The sequence below is a fragment of the Thalassospira australica genome (assembly GCF_000763295.1).
Classification (GTDB): Bacteria; Pseudomonadota; Alphaproteobacteria; order Rhodospirillales; family Thalassospiraceae; genus Thalassospira; species Thalassospira australica.
Genome location: NZ_JRJE01000020.1, coordinates 79,715 through 100,776, shown reverse-complemented (window position 1 = coordinate 100,776; position 21,062 = coordinate 79,715). Strand labels below are relative to the sequence as shown.

The 21,062-nt window shown below is 53.9% G+C and carries 19 protein-coding genes; 14 read left to right on the top strand and 5 right to left on the bottom strand.

The window, feature by feature from the left end; translation table 11 throughout:
• Positions 1 to 211: 211 nt before the first annotated feature.
• Positions 212 to 1,801: an FGGY-family carbohydrate kinase gene (locus JF44_RS0109570; protein WP_033068750.1), complete on the bottom strand. Its 1,590-nt coding sequence runs from the start codon at positions 1,799 to 1,801 to the stop codon at positions 212 to 214.
• 191 nt (positions 1,802 to 1,992) lie between these two features.
• Between JF44_RS0109570 and JF44_RS0109565 the strand changes: the two genes are divergently transcribed.
• Entirely contained in the window at positions 1,993 to 2,769 is a 777-nt protein-coding gene (locus JF44_RS0109565) for an HAD family hydrolase (protein ID WP_052065731.1), read from the top strand.
• Between the two features lie 19 nt (positions 2,770 to 2,788).
• Here JF44_RS0109565 and JF44_RS0109560 read toward each other — a convergent pair whose 3' ends face one another.
• Positions 2,789 to 3,520, bottom strand: a complete 732-nt coding sequence (locus tag JF44_RS0109560) for a FadR/GntR family transcriptional regulator (RefSeq protein ID WP_033068749.1) — start codon at positions 3,518 to 3,520, stop codon at positions 2,789 to 2,791.
• A 219-nt stretch (positions 3,521 to 3,739) separates the two neighbouring features.
• Here JF44_RS0109560 and JF44_RS0109555 point away from each other — a divergent pair, with 219 nt between their 5' ends.
• The 3 genes from JF44_RS0109555 to JF44_RS0109545 all read left to right on the top strand — a co-directional run bounded on the left by JF44_RS0109555 (position 3,740) and on the right by JF44_RS0109545 (position 6,668).
• Complete coding sequence (locus JF44_RS0109555; protein ID WP_033068748.1) at positions 3,740 to 4,729, top strand: aldose 1-epimerase; 990 nt, start codon at positions 3,740 to 3,742, stop codon at positions 4,727 to 4,729.
• A gap of 106 nt (positions 4,730 to 4,835) precedes the next feature.
• Positions 4,836 to 5,552: a FadR/GntR family transcriptional regulator gene (locus tag JF44_RS0109550; RefSeq protein ID WP_033068747.1), complete on the top strand. Its 717-nt coding sequence runs from the start codon at positions 4,836 to 4,838 to the stop codon at positions 5,550 to 5,552.
• Positions 5,553 to 5,768: 216 nt separating this feature from the next.
• Entirely contained in the window at positions 5,769 to 6,668 is a 900-nt protein-coding gene (locus JF44_RS0109545) for an SMP-30/gluconolactonase/LRE family protein (protein ID WP_033068746.1), read from the top strand.
• Between the two features lie 88 nt (positions 6,669 to 6,756).
• Here JF44_RS0109545 and JF44_RS0109540 read toward each other — a convergent pair whose 3' ends face one another.
• Positions 6,757 to 7,521: a 2-keto-4-pentenoate hydratase gene (locus JF44_RS0109540; RefSeq protein WP_033068745.1), complete on the bottom strand. Its 765-nt coding sequence runs from the start codon at positions 7,519 to 7,521 to the stop codon at positions 6,757 to 6,759.
• Positions 7,522 to 7,812: 291 nt separating this feature from the next.
• On the opposite strand from JF44_RS0109540, the gene kdgD reads away from it, so the two are divergent.
• The 10 genes from kdgD to JF44_RS0109490 all read left to right on the top strand — a co-directional run bounded on the left by kdgD (position 7,813) and on the right by JF44_RS0109490 (position 18,128).
• The gene (gene kdgD, locus JF44_RS0109535) at positions 7,813 to 8,739 is read left to right on the top strand and encodes a 5-dehydro-4-deoxyglucarate dehydratase (RefSeq protein ID WP_033068744.1); all 927 of its coding nucleotides are present in this window, start codon (positions 7,813 to 7,815) and stop codon (positions 8,737 to 8,739) included.
• Positions 8,740 to 8,986: 247 nt separating this feature from the next.
• On the top strand, positions 8,987 to 9,979 hold the full coding sequence (locus JF44_RS0109530; RefSeq protein ID WP_033068743.1) for a TRAP transporter substrate-binding protein: 993 nt from the start codon (positions 8,987 to 8,989) through the stop codon (positions 9,977 to 9,979).
• A gap of 100 nt (positions 9,980 to 10,079) precedes the next feature.
• Positions 10,080 to 10,625 (top strand): TRAP transporter small permease, encoded by a 546-nt coding sequence (locus tag JF44_RS0109525; RefSeq protein ID WP_033068742.1) that lies wholly within the window; start codon positions 10,080 to 10,082, stop codon positions 10,623 to 10,625.
• Complete coding sequence (locus JF44_RS0109520; RefSeq protein WP_033068741.1) at positions 10,626 to 11,915, top strand: TRAP transporter large permease; 1,290 nt, start codon at positions 10,626 to 10,628, stop codon at positions 11,913 to 11,915.
• 34 nt (positions 11,916 to 11,949) lie between these two features.
• Positions 11,950 to 12,744, top strand: coding sequence for an NAD-dependent epimerase/dehydratase family protein (locus JF44_RS0109515; protein ID WP_033068942.1), 795 nt, complete (start codon positions 11,950 to 11,952; stop codon positions 12,742 to 12,744).
• Between the two features lie 139 nt (positions 12,745 to 12,883).
• On the top strand, positions 12,884 to 13,408 hold the full coding sequence (locus tag JF44_RS0109510; protein WP_033068740.1) for an RNA polymerase sigma factor: 525 nt from the start codon (positions 12,884 to 12,886) through the stop codon (positions 13,406 to 13,408).
• Between the two features lie 147 nt (positions 13,409 to 13,555).
• On the top strand, positions 13,556 to 14,632 hold the full coding sequence (locus JF44_RS0109505; protein WP_033068941.1) for a FecR family protein: 1,077 nt from the start codon (positions 13,556 to 13,558) through the stop codon (positions 14,630 to 14,632).
• A 110-nt stretch (positions 14,633 to 14,742) separates the two neighbouring features.
• The gene (locus JF44_RS0109500; RefSeq protein WP_033068739.1) at positions 14,743 to 17,148 is read left to right on the top strand and encodes a TonB-dependent receptor; all 2,406 of its coding nucleotides are present in this window, start codon (positions 14,743 to 14,745) and stop codon (positions 17,146 to 17,148) included.
• Positions 17,149 to 17,222: 74 nt separating this feature from the next.
• Positions 17,223 to 17,636, top strand: a complete 414-nt coding sequence (locus JF44_RS0109495) for a hypothetical protein (RefSeq protein ID WP_033068738.1) — start codon at positions 17,223 to 17,225, stop codon at positions 17,634 to 17,636.
• A gap of 90 nt (positions 17,637 to 17,726) precedes the next feature.
• Entirely contained in the window at positions 17,727 to 18,128 is a 402-nt protein-coding gene (locus tag JF44_RS0109490) for a GFA family protein (protein ID WP_033068737.1), read from the top strand.
• Between the two features lie 5 nt (positions 18,129 to 18,133).
• On the opposite strand, the gene fhuB is transcribed toward JF44_RS0109490, so the two are convergent.
• Together fhuB and JF44_RS0109480 are read right to left on the bottom strand one after the other, a co-directional pair.
• Positions 18,134 to 20,119 (bottom strand): Fe(3+)-hydroxamate ABC transporter permease FhuB, encoded by a 1,986-nt coding sequence (gene fhuB / locus JF44_RS0109485; RefSeq protein ID WP_052065690.1) that lies wholly within the window; start codon positions 20,117 to 20,119, stop codon positions 18,134 to 18,136.
• Positions 20,116 to 21,060 (bottom strand): ABC transporter substrate-binding protein, encoded by a 945-nt coding sequence (locus tag JF44_RS0109480; protein ID WP_033068736.1) that lies wholly within the window; start codon positions 21,058 to 21,060, stop codon positions 20,116 to 20,118. The genes fhuB and JF44_RS0109480 overlap by 4 nt, the downstream gene beginning before the upstream one ends.
• Positions 21,061 to 21,062: the final 2 nt, after the last annotated feature.

The following is a 21,062-nucleotide window of genomic DNA, read 5'->3' as shown; positions in this document are numbered from 1 at the left end:
GCGCCGTGACGGTGCAGACTGAGAACCTTAACAGGTAAGTCTCTAATCTGCATGATCCCCCGACCCCGCCGTTGCGCGTGCGAAAGAAAGGGCCGATGCAAAAGCATCGGCCCTTTTGTTGTGACCCTATCCAAAAGTGACGTCAAGCGCCTTTTCTACAGTGCCATGACGGAGAACGGCAGGCCATGTGGGTTGGAAATGTGGGCCAACCTTAGGATTTGCTCATTAAATCAAGTGCCTGACGGTGGGCATGCATCTGATGGAAAATGGTATAGCGCCGATCATGTGCGGCCTTGGCTGCAAGATCGGGGGCATGATGGGTTTCCTTGCCGGCCATCTTGCGTGCCGCGCCTGTAAGGCCGCCCGTTGCATCAAGCGCCCCCGCCGCCAGCATGGCCGAGCCCAGCAAGACAGGTTCTTCGCAATCTGACATCACCACCGTGCAACCGGTAACATCGGCATACAGTTTCACCAGAACATCAGATGCGGTATGACCGCCGCTCAGATGGATGTGGGTGATGTCATAGCCGGTTTCATTCATCGCATCGATGATGTGGCGCGTGCCATAGGCAATAGCGCAGGCCGTTGCCCAATACAGGTTTAAAAAGCTGTCTTCGCTTTGATCCAAAGTCAGCCCGGAAATCACACCAAGGGCTTCGGGATCGGCAAGCGGGGACCGGTTACCGTGAAAATCAGGTAACACATGCAGGCGCGGGGCAAGGTCGGCCTTTTCGGCCATCATCGGCATCAGCTTTTCACCGGCAAGTTTGTGGGCATCCCGGCCCATGCCGTTTGAAAACGGATGCATGGCAACAACATGATCAAGCAAGGCACCGGTTGCCGATTGGCCCCCTTCGTTGAGCCAAAGACCCGGCGCAATCGCCCCGAGATAGGGGCCCCAGACACCCTTGATAAAGCGCGGTGTTTTTGACAGGGCCATATGGCAGGTCGACGTGCCGGCGATCATGGCAAAATGCTGATCAAGATTGCCATCAAGATATTCGCCCAGCGTACCCAATGCCCCGGCATGGGCATCAATTAATCCGGCGCCGACGGCGCAATCAGTGGTCAACCCCAAATCCATTGCCCCCTGTTCGGACAGGGACCCAATCAGCTGCCCAACCGCAAGGGCGTTGTCATGCATGTTGATCTTGTCACATAAGTCTTCCATGCCGATTGTGGTCAAAAAGTCCAGATCCCACGGCGTGTCCTGATGGGCAAGGTAGGTCCATTTGCATGTCATGGTGCAGCAAGACCGGGCCGGGCTGCCAGTTGCGCGAAATGACAGGAAATCAGCCAGATCGTAAGCTGCGCCCATTTTCTGCCACGCGCTTTGATGATGGCGTTTCAGCCACATCAGTTTGGGGATTTCCATTTCCGGGGACATGGTCCCGCCGATGAATTCCAGAACCCGCGACCCGGTTTCGGTGCATTCTTCGGCTTCGCGTACGGCACGGTGATCCATCCAGACGATCACGTCCCAATTGTCCGCGCCATTCGGGGTCACGCCAAGCGGGCGGTTTTCCTGATCGCGAAGAACAAGCGAACAGGTGGCATCAAACCCGATGGCCGCGATCTGTTGTGCGGGGATGCCCGATTTGCCAAGTGCATCGCGCACCGATTGGCAAACCGATTGCCAGATGTTTTCCGAATCCTGTTCAACAAAACCCGGTTTGGGACGGTTCATTGCGATGGCATGTGCCGCACTGCCAAGCAGTTTTCCATCGGCATCAAACACACCTGCGCGCGCGCTTCCGGTGCCAACATCCACCCCGATAAAACAGGTTTGGTGGGAATTCATGATGGGTGCTTCCTCCGTATTTTTCGGCCATTTCGGTTGAGAACAGATTGGCCGATCATCTTTTAATTATGGTTTATGCGCTGAATTTGATCAAAAGTTCAAATATTGGTCAAATGTTCATTTCAGTTGACGCTGAGACACACCTTTCGATAGATTTCTTCATCAGACAAATGAAACAAGCCAGGTTCAACATGGCCCAGGGAAATAATGTCCAGACCCCGACCGATGATGCCAAAGCCGCGATAGTGACGTCACCATCAAAAGTTCACAGCTTGCTGGCGGGATGTGATGTCGTCCTGTTTGATTGTGACGGTGTTCTTGTCGATAGTGAACCCATTTCGTTGGCGACATTGACGGATGTGCTTGCCCATTTTGGGGCACCGTTAAGCTTAAGGGATGTATCGGACCGTTTTACCGGCAGATCAAGCGCGGCACCGATTGATTATATCCAAAGTCAAACCGGCAAGGACATGACAGATGCGTTCAAACCGTATTTTTACGAAAAACTGTTTGTGCGCTATGACCATGATTTGGTGAGCATTGCCGGAATCGAAGACGTTCTTGCCGCGCTGAAGCTGCGTGGCACGGCGTTTTGCATTTCTTCGAGCAGTTCGGTCGAACGGTTGGAAAAGACAATGCAGGTGACTGGTCTTGGCGCGTGGTTTACCGGGCATATTTACAGTGCTGATTTTGTCAGGAATGGCAAACCCGCCCCGGACCTGTTTTTACATGCCGCCAGTGAAATGGGATATCGGCCTAAACAGGCTATCGTCATAGAGGATTCTGTTGCCGGTGTTACTGCTGCGGTGGCTGCCGGGATGAAATGCATCGGGTTCGTTGGCGGCGGGCATTATGCCGATAACCGTGATGTTGCCTGCCAACGGTTATATGATGCCGGAGCCGATATCGTTTTGAACGATATGGCCATCCTTGCAAAAGCGATGCAACCTAATCGGAATAGGCTCTAGGAGTCCGGATCAAGTGCCTTTATCGCTGTGTCAGTAATTTCTGATACCGGGTTTGGCTTAAGCTCAGATGATCGCGCATGGCGCGCCGGGCGGTATCTTCGTCACGGGCGGCAATGGCATCGTAAATTTTACGGTGTTCGCCCATGATCATTTCCATATAGGTTTTTTGATCCTTGGCTTCGGGCGGGCGACGGCGCAATTGCGCGCGCGGGATGGTTTTATCGCCCAAATGTTCCAGGAATTCGGCAAAGCGCCGGTTGTTGGTGGCATCGGCAATCGCGCTGTGAAATTCGAAATCGGCCTGTGCGGTCGGATTTCCCTTTTCAAGGGCATCTTCCATATTTGCCATGGCCTCAAAAATCTTGGCTTGCTGGGCAACCGAACTGCGTGTGCAGGCAAGTCCGGCCGCCTCGATCTCGACGGCCATGCGCAGTTCAAGAATTTCCAGAACATCAGATACTTGCGCGTAATCGACCGCAAAAATGGAATGATCGGTGTTGCGCGGTTGGGGGGCCAAGACAAACACCCCTGCACCCTGGCGTGGTTCGAGCAACCCGTCGGCCTTCAGCGCAGCGATGGCTTCGCGAACGACGGTGCGGCTTACGCCGAATTGTTCGGTCAAAACCGGTTCGGTTGGCAATTTGCTGCCAGGTTCACGTTGCCCGCTTTCGATTTCGCGTCGCAGACTGGATATGACTTTTTCTGTCAGTGAAACTTTGCGGGGCGTCTTGGGCGCGGTGGTCTTGTTCATTTTGCGTATCCGATAAATCCGGTGTAAAACAACCAGATATAAGTGGCAGATTGGCATTAAGGTTTATTTGATGCCAAGGGTATTACCATCTTCAAATCATCGAACGAAGGTGGTTGCTCGGGATCAGGTTTTGTTCGTTTGGCTGCCATTTCAATCAAACTAACGAAACCTGACCATGAAGTCATCATATGATTTTGGTTGGATTTGAGGCGTACGTGCATGGCCAGAAAAGGCGAGCCGGAATACCGTTGGAACAGTGGCCCGTTCCAGATCGGCATTGTGCCACAGGGCGGGGCAATATCAAGGATCGACTGGGTTCGACCCGATGGCAAGGGGACGATCAATCTGCTGCGCCCGGTGACCGATCAGGCGATTGTATCGGGCAATCCGTCCAGCCTTGGGTGTTTCCCGATGGTGCCTTTCGCCAACCGGCTGGCCTTTTCCGAGTTCGAATTTGACGGACGTATCGTCAAGGTTCCGGCAAATCGCCCGCCCAGTCCGCATGCGATCCATGGTTTCGGTCGATCCGCAGAATGGAAAATCGAACGTCCGACCGTTGATACCCTGCGGTTCAATCATAAACATGATGATCCCCAAAGCGGTTTTGTTTACGTCGCCTGGCAGGAGTTCAAGGTCACTGAAACCGATGTCACGATTGAAATCGGGGTCCGCCATCTGGGCCGCACACCGATGCCCTATGGCATTGGCCTGCACCCCTGGTTCCCCGGCGGCGAAGATGCATCCGTCGGATTTATTGCCGAGGATTGCTTTGCCACCGATGATGACATGCTGCCAACCGCGCGCACCGTCATTGATCTTGGTCGGGATTTCTCAGATCCAAAATTGATCCGTCATCATCTTGGTCTGGATGCACATTATTCCGGCTGGAATCAGGAAGCAGACATGAGTTGGACCGAGGCGGGCTACAGCCTTAAAATGATCGCCAGCGATACGCTGTCAAATCTGCAGTTTTACATTCCCGAAGACGGCAAGACATTCTGCGTCGAGCCGGTATCCCATGTACCCAATGTACACAATCATCCGGAGTTCAAGGAACTTGGCGATGTGCGGGTTCTTGACAAGAACGAGACCCTGACCGGCACCATGACGCTTATTCCCATGTTGCATGATGCGCCAGATAGCGGGCTTGTTGATGATGAAGATGAAATCGGAACGCCGGGTAATCGTGATTATTCCCTTGTGGATTGATTGAGGACCGGCGCGTGCGGATGATGTTCCGGTTTCCGTTCGGCGGGCTTTGCCGGGCAATTGTTTGCCGATAAAACACACAATAGGTTTTACAAGTAGGGTCGAGATGTCCGAGCTGCTGTTAAGAGTCCAGAAACGCGAAAAACTTGCTGACCAGCTGTATGGTCAAATTCTGGAACAGATCATCTCCGGCAATCTGGTGGAGGGGGCGAAGCTTCCGTCTGAAAATGAAATCTGTTCGTCCTTTGGGGTGTCGCGCCCGGTCGTGCGCGAAGCGCTGCGCAAGCTGCAATCTGACGGGTTGGTCTATGCGCGCCAAGGCGTTGGGTCGTTTGTCAAAAAACGTCCGCCGCAAGGATTGATCGAGTTTGGCGGTATTTCTGATGTTGCCGGATTGATGCGCTGCTTTGAGGCGCGCATGGCAATCGAAGGCACAACGGCGCGCATGGCTGCCGAACGTGCCAACCCGCGCCATCAGCGTGAGATTGAAAACGCGTTGAAAATGCTCGAAGACGGGGTTGCCGCGGGCGATATTGCCGATAAGGCTGACCTGGCCTTTCACATGGCAATTGCACGCGCCAGCGGGAACGAGATTTTTGTTACCATCCTTAACTCCCTGCATGACGTTATGTCGAAATCCATGCGGATTGCGCTTAACATCACACGCGGAGGATCGGCTGAGCGGGCCAATAAGGTGTTGTCTGAACATCGCCAGATTTGCGCGGCCATTCTTGGTCATGATGGTGACAGCGCTGAACTTTTGATGCGCTATCACTTGCATCAGGCACGCCAGCGCGTCACCGATCACGCCCGTGATAAATAACTCTCCAGACCGTTTAGTGATCAGAACAGCCTGCGTCCTTGCGGGGTGTTAGGGAATTTCCAAATGTATCTGAAAACCGAACTTTTCCTTGGGCGGAGTGATGTAATTGCGCGCTGTTCCGTTGCGTTCAATGGTAAATATTGTTGACAAGCAGGGACGTGAAGCGGCACACCTGAGGTCAGGTAAATTGATCATATGAATCCCGAGGGGGTAAAAATGTCTGCAGCAGGTGGTGTGACCTATCAGCCAGAAATCCTGAGCGACGAGACATTTACGTTGGCCGAATGTCCGAACTGGGATGCGCAGAACAACCGGTTGTATTGGACCGATATCCTGAACGGGAATCTCCATGCGCTTGATGTTGACAGCGGTCAGCGCAAAACCTGGACGTTTGACAGCGAGCTTGGTTGTTTCGGGCTGACTGATCAGGGGCGCATCATTGTTGCGCTTCGCAAGGATATCGTTTTCCTGAACCCGGAAACCGATGAACGGACCGCACTGTGTCGCATTGAAGACGGCATTCACAGCCGGACCAATGACGGCAAGATCGGCCCGGATGGGGCCTTTTGGGTCGGGACGATGGATGACAATCCCGAAAAGCAGGCGATTGCATCGCTTTACCGTATTACGGCTGATGGCAAGGTCGACGAGAAAATCACCGGCTTCAAGATTTCCAACGGCATTGCCTGGTCGCCAAACGGGTCGCAAATGTATCATTCCGACTCACGCGGGCCGTGGGTGAACCGTTGGGACTTTGACGCGGCGACGGGCGATATTTCCAACTGCACGCGTTTTCTTGATCTTGATGATCGGTTGGGTCGACCGGATGGTGCGGCGGTTGATCTTGAAGGGTGCTATTGGTCAGCCGGGGTCTCGGCGGGCAACCTCAACCGGTTTTCCCCGGATGGAAAACTGTTGAAATCCATCCCGATGCCCATGCCCAATCCGACGATGCCATGCTTTGGCGGGCCGGATATGAAAACACTTTATGTCACCAGCCATCAGGAAAATTACACGGCAGAAAAACGCGCTGAATTCCCCGATGCGGGCAAGCTCGTTTCCATGCGTGTTGAAGTGCCCGGCGTGCCGGTCAGCAAGTTTCGCGAGAACGGCTAACACGGCAGTTTCCGATTAGAATATTCTGAATGAAAAAGGCCATGCGGGGTGATGATCCGCATGGCCTTTTTGTTGGTTGCGCAGGTGATCAGACTGTGGTGATTTCTGCGGTGACGGTACCAAGCCCGTCAAAGATCGCCTCGATCTTGCCATGCGGGCTGATGGTCGGAAGCGCGCAGGCACCTGTGGTGACCACGTCGCCTGCCTTTAAGCTTTGACCGCGCTTGGCAAGGAAGCCGACAAGATATTCAAGTCCGCCAAAGATTTCCGGCCAAGCATCCGGGTCATCATTGGTGGCAAGGATTTCGCCGTCGCTTTTGGTGGTAACCTTGCCGCCGATAAAGCCAAGGTCGCGCCAGTTTTCGATTTCCTGCCCCAGCACGAAATAGCCTGTTGAATTCAAGTCCGCCAAGGTCTGGATCGGCGGTTGTTTTTCGTGATAGCGCCGGTCGGCGATCTCGATGGCCAGATGCATGCTTTCGATATGATCAAGAATGTCGCTTGATGTTGCATCCGGGGCAGGGGTGCTTGCCATAACCACGGCAATCTCGGCTTCGATGTTGGGGAAATGCAGATCGTTGGTGGTCAGCTTTGCCCCGTTTTCAAGGATGCGCCCCTGAAACAGTGGCCCGACAAGCGGCCCGTCCGCACCAATTTTTTCCTGTGCTGCACGTGTGGCAACGGCAAGTTTCCAGCCGGCTTGTTTCGCGCCGGTCAGTTCCAGTGTTGCCGCCTGTACTTCATAAGCCTCCTCAAACGTCGTGGGGGCGATGTCGCCTGGCAGGGGGGCAATCAAGGTGTGGTTTGCGAATGCATCCGCAAGGATGCGGCTGGCAGCAGTGATATCAGTCATGCGCGGGTATCTCGCCTGTCTTGATTTGGTTGGATGGGCTGACTTGGGTTCTGAACCTAATGCTGTTGCTGCGCAAAGTCATCATATCAATTGATTCGATTCGGCAGAAAATGCCCCAAATCAAAGTCATAATACCAAAGTCGAATAGGGTGATATTTGGCATAAGGCCTTTGATTTGTTTGGTTTTTCACATGATTTGGAGCGTGTGAGTAATATGTTTGACAAAGTAATATGATGAATTTATAGAATCGTCATAGGTATTTTGACGCATTCAGATATTAGGGACGCTTGATGCATTATCTTGAGATGAAAAAGGCGATTGGCGCCGGGTTGTTGTCATTTCCGGTGACGCCTTTTGACACCGCAGGCGCGCTTGACCTTGATGGCTATCGCGCACATGTCGGCTGGTTGTCGCAATATCCTGCCTCGGCATTGTTCGCAGCAGGCGGCACGGGTGAATTCTTTTCCCTCACCCCGGCAGAGGTTGTCGAAACCGTTCGTGCGGCCAAGGAAGTGGCCGGTGACATGCCGATCATTGCCGGGTGCGGTTATGGCACCGCGATGGCGGTGGATCTCGCAAAGGCCTGTGAAGAGGCTGGCGCGGATGGCCTGTTGTTGTTGCCGCAATATCTTGTTGGGGCAGAACAGGAAGGCCTGTTTGCACGCGTCAAGGCGGTTTGTGATGCGGTCGATATCGGCGTGATCGTCTATAACCGTGACAATTCGATCATCACGGCAGAAACACTGGCCAAGCTGTGTGACGTCTGCCCGAATCTTGTCGGGTTCAAGGACGGGCATGGCAACATCGAAATGGTGACCAAGGTATGTACCCTGATCGGAGATCGCCTGTCCTATATCGGCGGGATGCCGACAGCTGAAGTTTTTGCCAAGGCCTATAAGGCTGCCGGTGTGACGACCTATTCATCGGCCATCTTTAACTTCCTGCCGCAGCAGGCGCTTGATTTCTATGACGCGCTGACCCGCGATGATGACGAAACCATGAGCCGTGTGCTTAAGGAATTCTTCTATCCGTATCTCGATATCCGCAATCGCAGCAAGGGCTACGCCGTTTCCATCGTCAAGGCGGGAATGCGGGTCATTGGTCGCGATACCGGACCTGTGCGCAGTCCGTTGACGGATCTGACTGACATGGAACATGACATGTTGGCCGATGTGATCCGCAAGGCGTACGGCGACGCCGCGTTGCGTGCGAGCTAAGTCACGCAACGGGTAAAAGTATAGAAAAAATAAGGTTCTCCCGGTCTTGTTCCGGTCCGGGGGAGCCATCTGAAACGTCGGGAAAACAATCGACGTACAGTAAATAAGTGACGGAACATTAGACGAGTTGTTAACAAATCTGACAGTTGTGTTTACAAGTACGCGATTGTAGGATTATATGACAAAAAAAATCCCAAAAAGGGAAACAGGCTTTAACGCAGTAACGAATTGTCTCGGGAGGACTCTAATGAACAAACTTCTCAAAACAACAACACTGACCATCGCAGCAGCGGCTGTTTCGGTTGCACTGGCATCTGGTGCGCAGGCAAAAGAATGGCGCGGCTGGAACATCCATCCGCCGGAATATCCGGTATCGACCGGCATGGAAGAATTTGCCAAGCTGATCAACGAAAAATCGGGTGGTGATCTTGAAGCAAAGGTCTATCACGGCGGTGTTCTGGGCGATCAGCCGGATGCAATCCAGCAGGTCCGTCTTGGCGGTCTGGACTGGGCTGTTTTCAACCTCGGTCCGTTGGGTGAAGTTGCACCGGAAGCAAACGTTGTTTCGCTGCCGTTCATCTTTAAAAACGTCGATGCCATGCACGATGTTATGGATGGCCCGGCGGGTCAGCAGATTGCCGATGGCCTGGCAAATGTCGGGTTGCAGGCGCTTGGCTGGTATGATTCCGGTGCGCGGTCGTTCTATAACACCAAGCATCCGATCAACACCCCGGCCGATCTTGAAGGCCTTAAGTTCCGTGTGATGAGCAACGACCTGTATGTGCAGATGGTTGACTCATTGGGCGGCAATGCGACCCCGATGGCCTATAGCTCGGTCTATCAGTCGTTGAAAACCGGCGTGATCGACGGGGCGGAAAACAATTATCCGTCTTATGACAGCTCAGGCCACTTCGAAGCGGCGAAATACTATTCCGTTACGCAGCACCTGATCCTGCCGGAATGCCTGTGCATCAACAAAGGCCTGTATGACAGCCTTTCTGATGAAGAGAAAAAGCTGGTTCAGGAAGCAGCCGATGCTTCGGTTGAGGTACAGCGTGCAGCCTGGGCTGAACGTGCTGAACAGTCCAAGGCAAAAGTCATTGCCGCGGGCATTGAAGTCAATGAAGTTGCTGACAAGCAGGCATTCCAGGATGCCATGCAGCCGGTATATGACAACTTCCTGAAAGCAAACCCGGATTTGGCCGACCTTGTGAAAGCCATTCAGGACGCACAGAAGTAAGACATATGTAGCAAAAAGGGCGGCGATATTATCGTCGCCCTTCTTTGTTTACGCTCTTTGCTGTTCTATTGTTGATTAATCAATTTCTGGCGGCGCATAGATGTTTTCCAGTTTTACCAAATTGCTTGACCGTCTGGGCGGGGGCATTGCCGGGGTGCTTAACCTGATTGGCGGTTTGGCGCTTGTGGCCCTGATCCCGACGTTCGCCTGGCTGGTGTTCGGGCGCTATGTCCTTAATGAAACACCGACCTGGGTTGAGCAGGTCTCGTTGATCCTGATTGTTCTGATCACCTTTCCTGTTGCTGCGGCCTGCATGCGCGACAACAGCCATCTTTCCGTTTCGTTTTTCCGTGATTCATTACCGCCCAAAATTGCGGCCATTGTTGCCGCGATCAGCTATGCCGCCATGGCGTGGTTTGGATACTGGATGCTCATCGGCGGGCTAGATCTGGTGGCCTTTAATTGGGCAAAGACGATGCCGATCATTCATATTTCTGATGGCTGGCGGTCTGTGCCCATGGCGGTCTGCGGGGCAGGCATCATGTTTTACAGTGTTGTCCATATCCTCAAGATCATTACCGGCTGGAAAACGATTTCGCGTGCCGGTCTTTATCACGACGATTTGCTGAACAAGGACGTTGAATAAATGGGCATGACCATTCTTCTGGGCGTGTTTGCCATCGGTATTCTGATTGGCATGCCCGTCGCCATCGCACTTGGCATCGCAGCCCTTGGGGCGTTTTTCTTTGAAGGCCTGCCGACCCTGATCGCGTTTCAGCGGATCGGGTCTGGCATCAGCGTTTTCTCTTTGCTGGCCATTCCGTTCTTTATCTTTGCCGGGGAATTGATGCTCCATGGCGGGATTGCCACCAGGCTTGTGCAATTCGCCACGGCCCTTGTCGGCAACCGGCGCGGTGGGCTTGGCATTGTGAATGTGTTTTCATCCATGCTGTTTGGCGGCATTTCCGGCTCTGCCGTGGCCGATACATCCGCCCTTGGATCGATCCTGATCCCGGTGATGAAAAAGGAAGGCTACCGCGCGGATTACGCGGTCAATGTGACGGTAACATCATCGATTGCCGGGATCATGATCCCGCCCAGTCACAACATGATCCTTTATGCCGTGGCCGCAGGCGGTGGTATTTCGATCTCCAAACTGTTTGTCGCCGGGGTGGTGCCGGGCCTGATGATGTGCGTGTTGCTTGGTCTTGCCACCTGGCTTGTTGCAATCAAACATGGCTATCCGGCCCAGCCATTCCCCGGTTGGGCGGTTGTCGGACGCACCGCTATTCGGGCTATTCCGGGCTTCTTTACGGCGGTGATCATTGTTGGCGGTGTCTTAAGCGGCGTGTTTACCGTGACTGAATCCGGTGCGATCGGGGTTGCCTATGCGCTGATTATTACCGGGCTTGTGTACCGTGAGCTAAGCTGGGCGGGCTTTATCGCCGCGGTCAAGCAATCGGCCAAGACGACATCGCTTGTCATGCTGCTGGTTGGTTGTGCAACGGCCTATGGCTATATGCTGGCCTTCTATCAGGTGCCCGATGCCCTTGCCGAAGCCATTACCACGATTACCGACAATCCAATTTTGGTATTGTTGCTGATCAATGTCATGTTGCTGGTTGCGGGCATGATCATGGATATGGCGGCGCTGATTTTGATTTGCACGCCGATCTTCCTGCCGCTGGCGACCCAGTTTGGCATGGACCCAATTCAGTTCGGCATGGTTTTGATGATGAATTTGGGTCTTGGCCTGTGTACGCCGCCAGTTGGGGCGTGCCTGTTTGTCGGGTGCGCCATTGGCGGGGTGAAAATCGAAAAGGCGGTGCAGTCGATCTGGCCATTTTATCTGGCGATCCTGAGTGCGCTTTTGCTGACAACTTATATTCCCGCAGTTTCAATGACTTTGCCCAATCTTGTATTTGGTGCAAACTGATTGCGGGCCACAATCGATTAGAAAGAGGATAATGATGAAACGTTTGCTGATTACCGGTGCTGCTGGCGGACTTGGAAAGATCTGTCGCGAAGGGCTTAAGGGCTATGCCGATGTCATTCGCCTGTCTGACATTTCCCCGATGGACCCGGCAGGTCCGAACGAGGAAGTCGTGCAATGTGACCTGTCGGACCGCGCAGCGGTGATCGAACTGACCAAGGATGTTGATGGCATCATTCATCTGGGCGGCATTTCGATTGAGGCGGCATTTGATGATCTGCTTCAGGCCAATCTGGCAGGCACCTATAACCTGTATGAAGGTGCGCGCAAGAATGGTGTCGGTCGCATCATGTTTGCCAGTTCCAACCATGCGATTGGTTTTCACAAACGCACCGAACGGCTTGATGATACGTCCAAACAGCGCCCCGACAGCCTGTATGGCGTGACCAAATGTTACGGCGAAGCGGTGGCAAGCTATTATTACGACAAGTTTGACGTTGAAACCGTCAGTGTGCGCATCGGGTCATGCTTTGAAAAGCCAAAGGACCGCCGCATGCTGTCCACCTGGATGAGCCCGCGTGACTTTATTTCGCTGATGAAGGCGATTTTTGATGCGCCGATGACCGGCAATCTGGTGATGTATGGTGTCTCGGACAACAAATCGACTTGGTGGAGTAACGAACATGCCAACTTCCTTGGTTGGCAGCCGCAGGATAGCTCCGAACAGTTCCGCGCTGAAGTCGAAGCAGAATTCGGCCCGGAAGACCGTCATGATCCGGCGGTGATTTATCAGGGCGGTGGTTTTGCCGCCAGGGGGCATTTCGAAGACTAACCCCCCATCAATTTCATTTTGTCAAAAGGTCCGCTTCACGCGGGCCTTTTGCTTTTTGAATTGACGCACAGTCAGGAATGTCTATAAGCACAATTAAAAATGATAACGGTTATCATTATCGAAATCTGGATGTGCGGTTATGACGGTCTGCGACCGTTCCTGGGACAGTCTTTATCAGCAATATCACGGTCGTTTGTTGCGTCAGGTGCAGAAATATCTGCCTGCGCGCGATGAAAGTCATGATGTTTTGCAGGACCTTTATGTTCAATTGCGCCATCGAAACATCGATCCGGCGGAAATCGCAAATCCCCCAGCCTATCTGATGCGCATGGCGACCAATTTGGCGATTGATGCATTGCGCCGGAACAATCGCAACCCGGTTGAATTCACCGATCCGGCCGAAATCAGCGAAATGAACAGTGCTGTCCCCCAGTCGGTGACGCCAGAACAAATCAGCGCAGATCGCCAGCGGCTTGATATTGTCGGGCTTGCCATTGATGACCTGCCGCCGCGCTGCCGTGAAGTGTTTTTGCTGTGCAAGCGCGACCACCTCAGCCCGTCAGAAGCAGCCGAACAGCTTGGCATTAGTCGCAATATGGTCGAAAAGCATTTGCGTCAGGCGCTTGGACATTGCAAACAGGTGTTGGCGCGCCATGAAAACTGATTTTCTTTCATGGGTGCGCCGCCGCCCATATGCACGAGCCCGAAGCCCGCATTTAACCTGGTCTGCCTCAAGACATCCTTTTTGGGCCGGCCCGTTCGTCAAAATAATAACAAAGCACGCAGCCAAAAGCCGGATCACGACATCGCCATGACTGACTTCCGCTATCCCGAAGATTGCCAAAACAATGACGATATCGCTGATTTCTGGGCGATCCGGCTTGATGCGGATACGCTCGATCCGGCTGAAGAAGTGGCCTTTGAAAGCTGGCAGGCGGCCGATCCCGAAAATACCAACCGCCTGAACCATGCGCGCCAGGTATGGAACAGCATGGAAATCGCCGCATCTGATCGCGCCCGAAATCTGAACCGGGCCAATGTGCCGGGCGGGGAGGGGACGTATGGCAATGACGATGGCGGTTTTGACGTCGAAGGTGTACGTCGTGATCTTGAACGGCTTGGTGCGCTTGAAGGCGGCAGTGGACGTCTGCCGGGAATGCGTTCGGCCAAGCGCCGTGCACGTCCGGTGTTGGCGGGTGTCATCATTTTGCTTTTGGTCGGGCTTTGGGGGTATTCCGCATTCCAGCCTGACCCGGATCTGGTCGCGGCGAACACGCCGGGCGTTGTGTCAAAAAGCCATGAACTGTCTGACGGATCACGCATCTGGATGGAACCGGGTACGCGGGTATCGCTTTCTTATGGTGAGCAGTATCGCGATCTGACGGTACTTGAAGGTGGTGTTTTTATCGATGTCGCCAAGGATACCACCCGGCCGCTGCGCATTCATTTGAACAAGCTGACGGCAACGGCGGTGGGCACAGCCTTTAGCGCCTCGAAATGGGGCGGGCATGTGCGCGTCGAGGTGTCCGAAGGGATTGTTGACCTTGGTAAACGTGATGCCGGTCTGGCCCGCCTGCAGGCCGGGCAGACATCATGGCAGGATAACGATGGTGATCTTCACTTCGGGGCCATTGTGCCCGCGCGCGTTGCCGCATGGCGCGCAGGGCGCTGGGTGATCAATGACATGCCGATTGACGAATTGTTTGCCCGGATGTCCCCGCTTCTGGATGGCAACACCTTTGTGCGTGATCCGCGCATGGGCGATATCACGGTGTCGGGCAGCTTTGATCTGGCCAAACCCGAACGGGCGTATGAAGCAGTTCTTGCTGCCTATAACCTTACCGAGAACGCCGTTCCCGGCGGGTTCAGAATAATTTCAAGAAAATAGAAATTTTATCCTCCTCATTCCGATGCCCCCATTCGTCATGAAGGTAATAGTGATTTGCATTATTATTTTGGACTAAAGGGGGAATAACGTTGAAAGCCGAGAATTTTAGAATGTCCCGTCTGTTGGGGAGCACGGCACTTTTTGCGACATTGTTGATCGCATCGATCCCGCAGGCCTCTGCACAAGTCAAAACCGATCAGGTGCAACCCGTTACAATTGCTGCAGGAAACCTGCGCACGGCCCTTGATCAGCTTGCCGATCAGTTTGACCTGCAACTTGTGGTGCAGGGGGATCTGTCTGATCGTGACAGCGGTGAACTGTCCGCAGATATGTCTGCACCTGACGCGCTTGAAGCATTGTTGTCTGGCAGCGGTTACGGGTTTGAATTTGTATCTGATGACAGTGTGATCATTCGCCCAGTGGCGGGGGCATCAACGGGTGCGAAAGATGCGGTCGTTTTGCCGGAAGTCGTGGTCAGTGCAACGCGTTCGCGCCGGTCCATTGGTACCATGTCGCCTTCTGTTGTCGTAATCGGGCGCGATCAGATCGAGGTACAGGCCGCCAAAAGCAGCGACATTACCAATGTCATTCGCAACACAGTGCCGGGTTTCATGTTTGATGATCAAAGCCTGATTGCAAGCACGGAAACCTTTCGTGGGCGTGATGTGCAGGTGCTGGTTGATGGGGTGTCGCGCAATACACCGCTGCGTAACAGCAGCCGTATTCTTTCGATGATTGATCTTCAGCAGGTCGAAAGCATCGAGGTTATTCCCGGCTCCAATGCCATGAACGGCGACGGGGCCACGGGGGCAACGATCAACATCATTACCAAGACCGGTGAAGTGGGCAAAAACAGCTTTGTCGTCGATGGTCATGTCAAAAGCTATACCGACGACATCGGTGACAGCTTCGCACCGTCGCTTACACTTTCGGGCAGCGGCGGGGTTGGCGTGGTCGATCTGGCGGGCAGTGTGACCGGATCACAAAGCGGCAATGCCTATGACGGTTATGGCAATCAGGTGCCGTCCGACGCCATGTTGGGGCAGGGCGGTTTTGATAATGCCGAAGACCTTAGTGTGTTTGGCAAGGTCGGTGTGACGATGGCCGAAGGTCACCGTCTTTTCCTGTCATCCGAAGTGGTACGGTTCCGTCAGGACATCGAATATTATCCGGATTTGTCGGACGACCCGGTGTCTGTCAATTATGACAGCCCCTATCTTGCGCAGCCATTGGAAGATGACAGTCAGTATTTTACGGCTGGATATGAGTTTGATTTTGGCAAGGTTGGTGTGGGTGACCTGAAACTGTTTTACAACGACAGCTACAAACAGGCCGCACGTGCGGAATATCACGCAACCTATAACCCCGGTCTTGTTTCACTTGCCAACAATGGCGCGATTGAAGACCCGCTCGGACAGTCGGTTATTGATACGGTAAAATACGGGGTCAAACTTTCAACCGATACCAGTCTTGATGCTGCCTATGACGGGCTTACCCTGACTTGGGGTGGGGATTTGACCTTTGATGATGTCAAATACCGCACCGTCAGCAACCGCGATATTGGCGCGCCGATGGAACAAAGCGGCAAGGCTGTCTTTGCCCAGCTTTCCGCGCCGATTGGCAAATATGTCGATCTGTCGGGTGGTGTGCGCTACGAAGAATATGACCTGACGGTCAAAGATTTCACCCGCCCGAGTTACATGCGTTACAATGCAGGTGTTGCACAGCAAATTCTTGCCGCCGCAGCCTTTACGGGCGGTGAGACGACCTATAGTGCCGTGACCTATAACGCATCTGCTGTGGTGCATTGGACCGATCAGATTGATACGTCTTTGAGCTATAGCGAAGGGTTCTCGGTCCCTGATGTCGGGGCCTATACCCGCCGCGCAGGTCTGGCGGGGACGTCCATTCCGCTCAACTTCGATGAGATTGATGTTGAGGCCTCCAAGGTCAAGACATATGAAATGGCCGCCCGATACAGCGGGCAGGATTTCCGGGCCACCGGCGCGGTCTATATGAGCACCAATGAACATGGTGACAATTACGATTCCTCGACCAACAAGCTCAGTCAGGAAAAGGAACGCATCATCGGTGCCGAACTGACGGGGGAATATGACGTCACTGCGGATACCTTTGTCGGTGCGCTGGCGTCTTATGTTGAAGGCCGCTATGACACCAACGAAGACGGTGATCTTGACAGTTGGCTTCCCAACAACCGCATTCCATCGCCGTTTCGTTTCACCGGCTATGTAGACAGCTATGTCTGGGGGGATCTGAACATGCGTTTTGACGGGACCTATACCGCTGCGCGCAACAAGATCGAAGACAAGAAAATCAAGCCGAGCCTGGTTTTCAATCTGTCGGGCAATTATCCGGTTCTGGGCGGAACAGCGCGTTTCGGGATCGAGAACATCCTTGATACCAGCTACGAAAACCCGGCTGCGACCGCCTTGCGCGGGTATTCAGTCGCCGGGCATGGCCGGACGGTTACCATTGGATATCGCCGCGAATTCTGATCGTGTTGGTATCTGAAATTGAAAGATCGGCCCGGCGGATATTCCGTCGGGCCCTTTGTACAAGGAAAGACCTGATGTTCAGATCAAGTATGCCAAAACCCGATATCGTTCTGTTTGAAATGATTGATCAGCAAAGCGATGCGGATGGGCAGGCCTATCTTGATGCACTGGCCGATCTGGCGGGCCAACCCGCGCCGGTTATTTTGATTTTCCGCATTTCAGGGCTGATCAATCAGGACCATGAAATCCGCAAGCAGGCAGCGGTCTGGTTCAAACAAAACCGGGATCGATTGACTGAATTTGCCAAGGGTTTCATTCGCGTTGATGAAGGGCACCATCACGGCGATGAACAGGGCCATGATGACCATGCCGAACACGTTGAAAATACCAATTTCGCGCGGATGCTGCCTTTTCCGGTCAAGCATGCCCCGTCATTGGACGCGGCCTTTGACATGGCACGCGAGTGGCCGCTTAACGCAACCCCCTAAAGCATGGTTGCGATTTCACGCTTGGGTGTGGAATGTGAATAATGTTCATGTTATGTTCTGTTTTCGCAATCATGAAAATGGGGATGTGAAATGATCAAGGGAAGCTGCCTGTGTGGCAAGGTTACGTTCGAAATATCCGGTGAGCCCTCGTCACTAAGCTATTGTCATTGTTCGCGTTGTCGCAAGGCAGCAGGCGTGTTTTCAGCTGTCGTGATCGGTAAGGCCGATGACCTTCATTTGTTGACCGGTAAAGAGTCAATTGGCCGTTACAAAGGCCCTGATGCAAAGTTTGAACGCTGCTTTTGCAAGAAATGCGGCACGTCGCTTGGGGATTTGTCAGCGGGGGACATCTATGTCGTCGCGGCGTCCGCCCTTGATGACGATCCGAAAATCCGTCCGTCGATCCATATCCATACCGCGTCCAAACCCGACTGGTATGAAATCAAGGATGACCTGATCAAGTTCGAAGGTGATTACATTCCGCCGGGTTGATTGCCCTAGCGTTTGCGCACGGCCAATATCAGGAAGTAACTTGTACCTATCAATGCAGCGATCAGGCCCGTTGGCAATTGGGCAGGATAGATCATGTTGCGTGCCAGCCATTCGGCAACCATCATGACATTTACACCAATCAACACCGCGCCCAGCAGATGCCCGCCCGCAAGGCGATATCCGGCAACGCGGGCCAGATGCGGGGCCATCAGGCCAACAAAACTGAGCGGTCCGACCAGAAGCGTGGCACTGGCGGCCAGAATGGCGGCAAGCAACATCATGGCAAACTGAAAACCTGATATGCCAAGCCCCAGCGATACGGACTGTTCCGGCCCAAGCGATGCCAGTTCCAACGGACGGCGAAGCGCGATGGCCACGATCAGAAGCACACCCGTGACCGCGGCCACAATCAAGACTTCATCCATGCTGGTGAAATAAGTCGTCCCGGCAAGCCAGGACATCAGCATGGATGTTTGCGTACCACTGCGCGTCAAAACGATACGGACGATCGCGCCAAGAACAGCGGTCAGGGCAAGGCCGTTGAGCAACATGTAGTGCGGCGCATGGGTAAACTTCCGGCACAACAACAACAATACTATCAACGAGATGATCCCGCCCAGCGCCCCAATGACCATCAGCTCTGCGCGTTGACCGAACCCGAAAATGGCAAGGGCAATGATCATGGCAAGGGCTGTGGCCGAACTGACCCCGGTGATTTCCGGACTTGCCAGCGGATTGCGCCCGACACGCTGAATAAGTGTGCCGGAAACGGCCAGTGCCGCGCCGCAAATCATCGCCGCAAACGTGCGTTCCGCACGCCCGGTCATGATATCAAGGTTGCCTTCATTCCACGCCAGCAAAACAAAGCCAGTGCCATCAAGGGAAACAAAGATTGAAAACGCCACACCGATGACAAGTGTGATGGCAAGGCAAACAGAAAGGACTGTTTTTGAGGTGATCTGCTGATCGCTGTGCTGATCTTCGCTTTGGGAGCCGGGCATAATGCGGGCCTTGCGCAGCATGAAAATGATAAACGGTGCCCCAAAAAGGGCTGTTGCCGCGCCTGTCGGCAAAGTATCCCCGCCAAGACCGTTAAACTGACGCACCACAAAGTCGATCACAAGCAAGGCAAACCCTCCGGTAAAGACCGAATAGATCATGAGATCGCGTGAACGGGATAGTCCGGCAATGCGAAGGGCCGCCGGGATGGCAAGTCCGACAAAACCGATCATGCCTGCTGCCGAAATGACCGAGGCGGTGATAAAAACTGCCAATCCCAAAATCACAAGCCGCAGCAAGGTGACCTTTGCGCCAAGCGATCCCGCTGTATCATCACCAAGTGCCAAAAGATCAAGCGGGCGCGACAAGGCAAGGATCGCCAACATGCCAAGAGCGACGCGCGGCAAGACAAACTGCGTTGATTCCCATCCGTTCTGGGCCAGATCGCCAGCCCCCCACATGAAAATGGATTGCAGATATTGCTCGTTAAACAGCAAAACAATCTGCGACCCGGATTGCAAAAGCAGGTTCACAATCATCCCGGCCAGAATAAGCCACAAGGTCGCATTGCCGCGATTTGCCGCGATCAGATAAACAGCACCCAGCGCGATCAGACCACCGGCAAGGGCAAAGGCCTCCTGAAACATGGCAAGCGATGCCGGGGCCAGCAAAACAAACAGGGTCAGGGCAAATTCAACGCCCGCGCCAACACCAAGGGTGGTGGGCGATGCAAGCGGGTTGCGCAGTACGGTCTGGACGGCTGCACCTGCCAATGCCAGACCCGCCCCGCACAAAAATGCCATCGCAAGGCGGGGAAGGGTGCTGTAGTGAAACAGGATTTGGTCAAAATCGGTTTCATCCGGCGTGAACATGACCTGTGAAGCCAATCCCCGTTGCAGGAATGGTCCAAAATCAATCACAAGACACGTCAGTGCAAGAAGACCCAAGACACCGGTCAGGATGGCGGGGCTACGGGGTTGAGTGATCGTCATCGCACCGGGCCGCTTTCAAGGCTTTCGGTCAGAAGTTTTGCAAAGCGCAGGCCCGATGGCACCCCGCCATAGGCCCAGACCACCGGCAGTTCATAAACCCGGTTGTTGCGAACAAAATCCATGATCTTCCAGATCGGCGACGACCAGGCTTTTTCATGGATCACATCGGGGATCGGGTTGGTATAGACCAATGTGCTTTTTGCAAGCGGGGCCAGAATTTCAAGCCCGCCACGGGCAAAGCCCCATTTTGAAACGTCCCCCTGATAGGCCAGTGGCACGTTCATACGCACAAGAACTGAACCATACAGGGACGGTGCGCCAAAAACGGCGATATTGGCTTCGGAATAAAAACTCGCAACGGTCAATGCGCCATCCGGGCCAAGTATGTCGCGCACCCGATTGCCGTATTCGCCAAGCTGTGCGTCAACCTTACGCAAATAAGCCGCACCGGCATCTTCGCGGCCAATTGCCCTGGCAACTTTGCGCAGCATGCCTGTGGCCGCATCGAATGCGACATTGCCGTCATCATAGACCGACAACATCATCACCGGTGCGACCGTCGAGAGGTTCTCATAGGCCATTTCCAGTTCCTGACTGATCAGGATCAGGTCCGGTTTTGCCTTGCGCAATGCCTCCATGTTGGGGGATCCGCGCTGGCCGAGATCAATGAAATCATCGGGCAGTTCCGGCTTTGCCACCCAGTCACGGTAATCCGCCGGATCGGCAATGGCGACGGGATCAAGGCCAAGTGCAATCAGCGTTTCAGCAAAAGCCCAGTTGGTCACGGCAACACGTTTGGCCGGTTGATCGAGCGTAACTGTGCCGCGTTCATGTTCAATGACAATCGGGTCTGCCATTGCTGCCGTGCCGGGCAGGATGAACAAAACACCACCCAGACAAATCAGGCAAAGACAAGCGATGGAGAAACGCAAGACGGCCATTA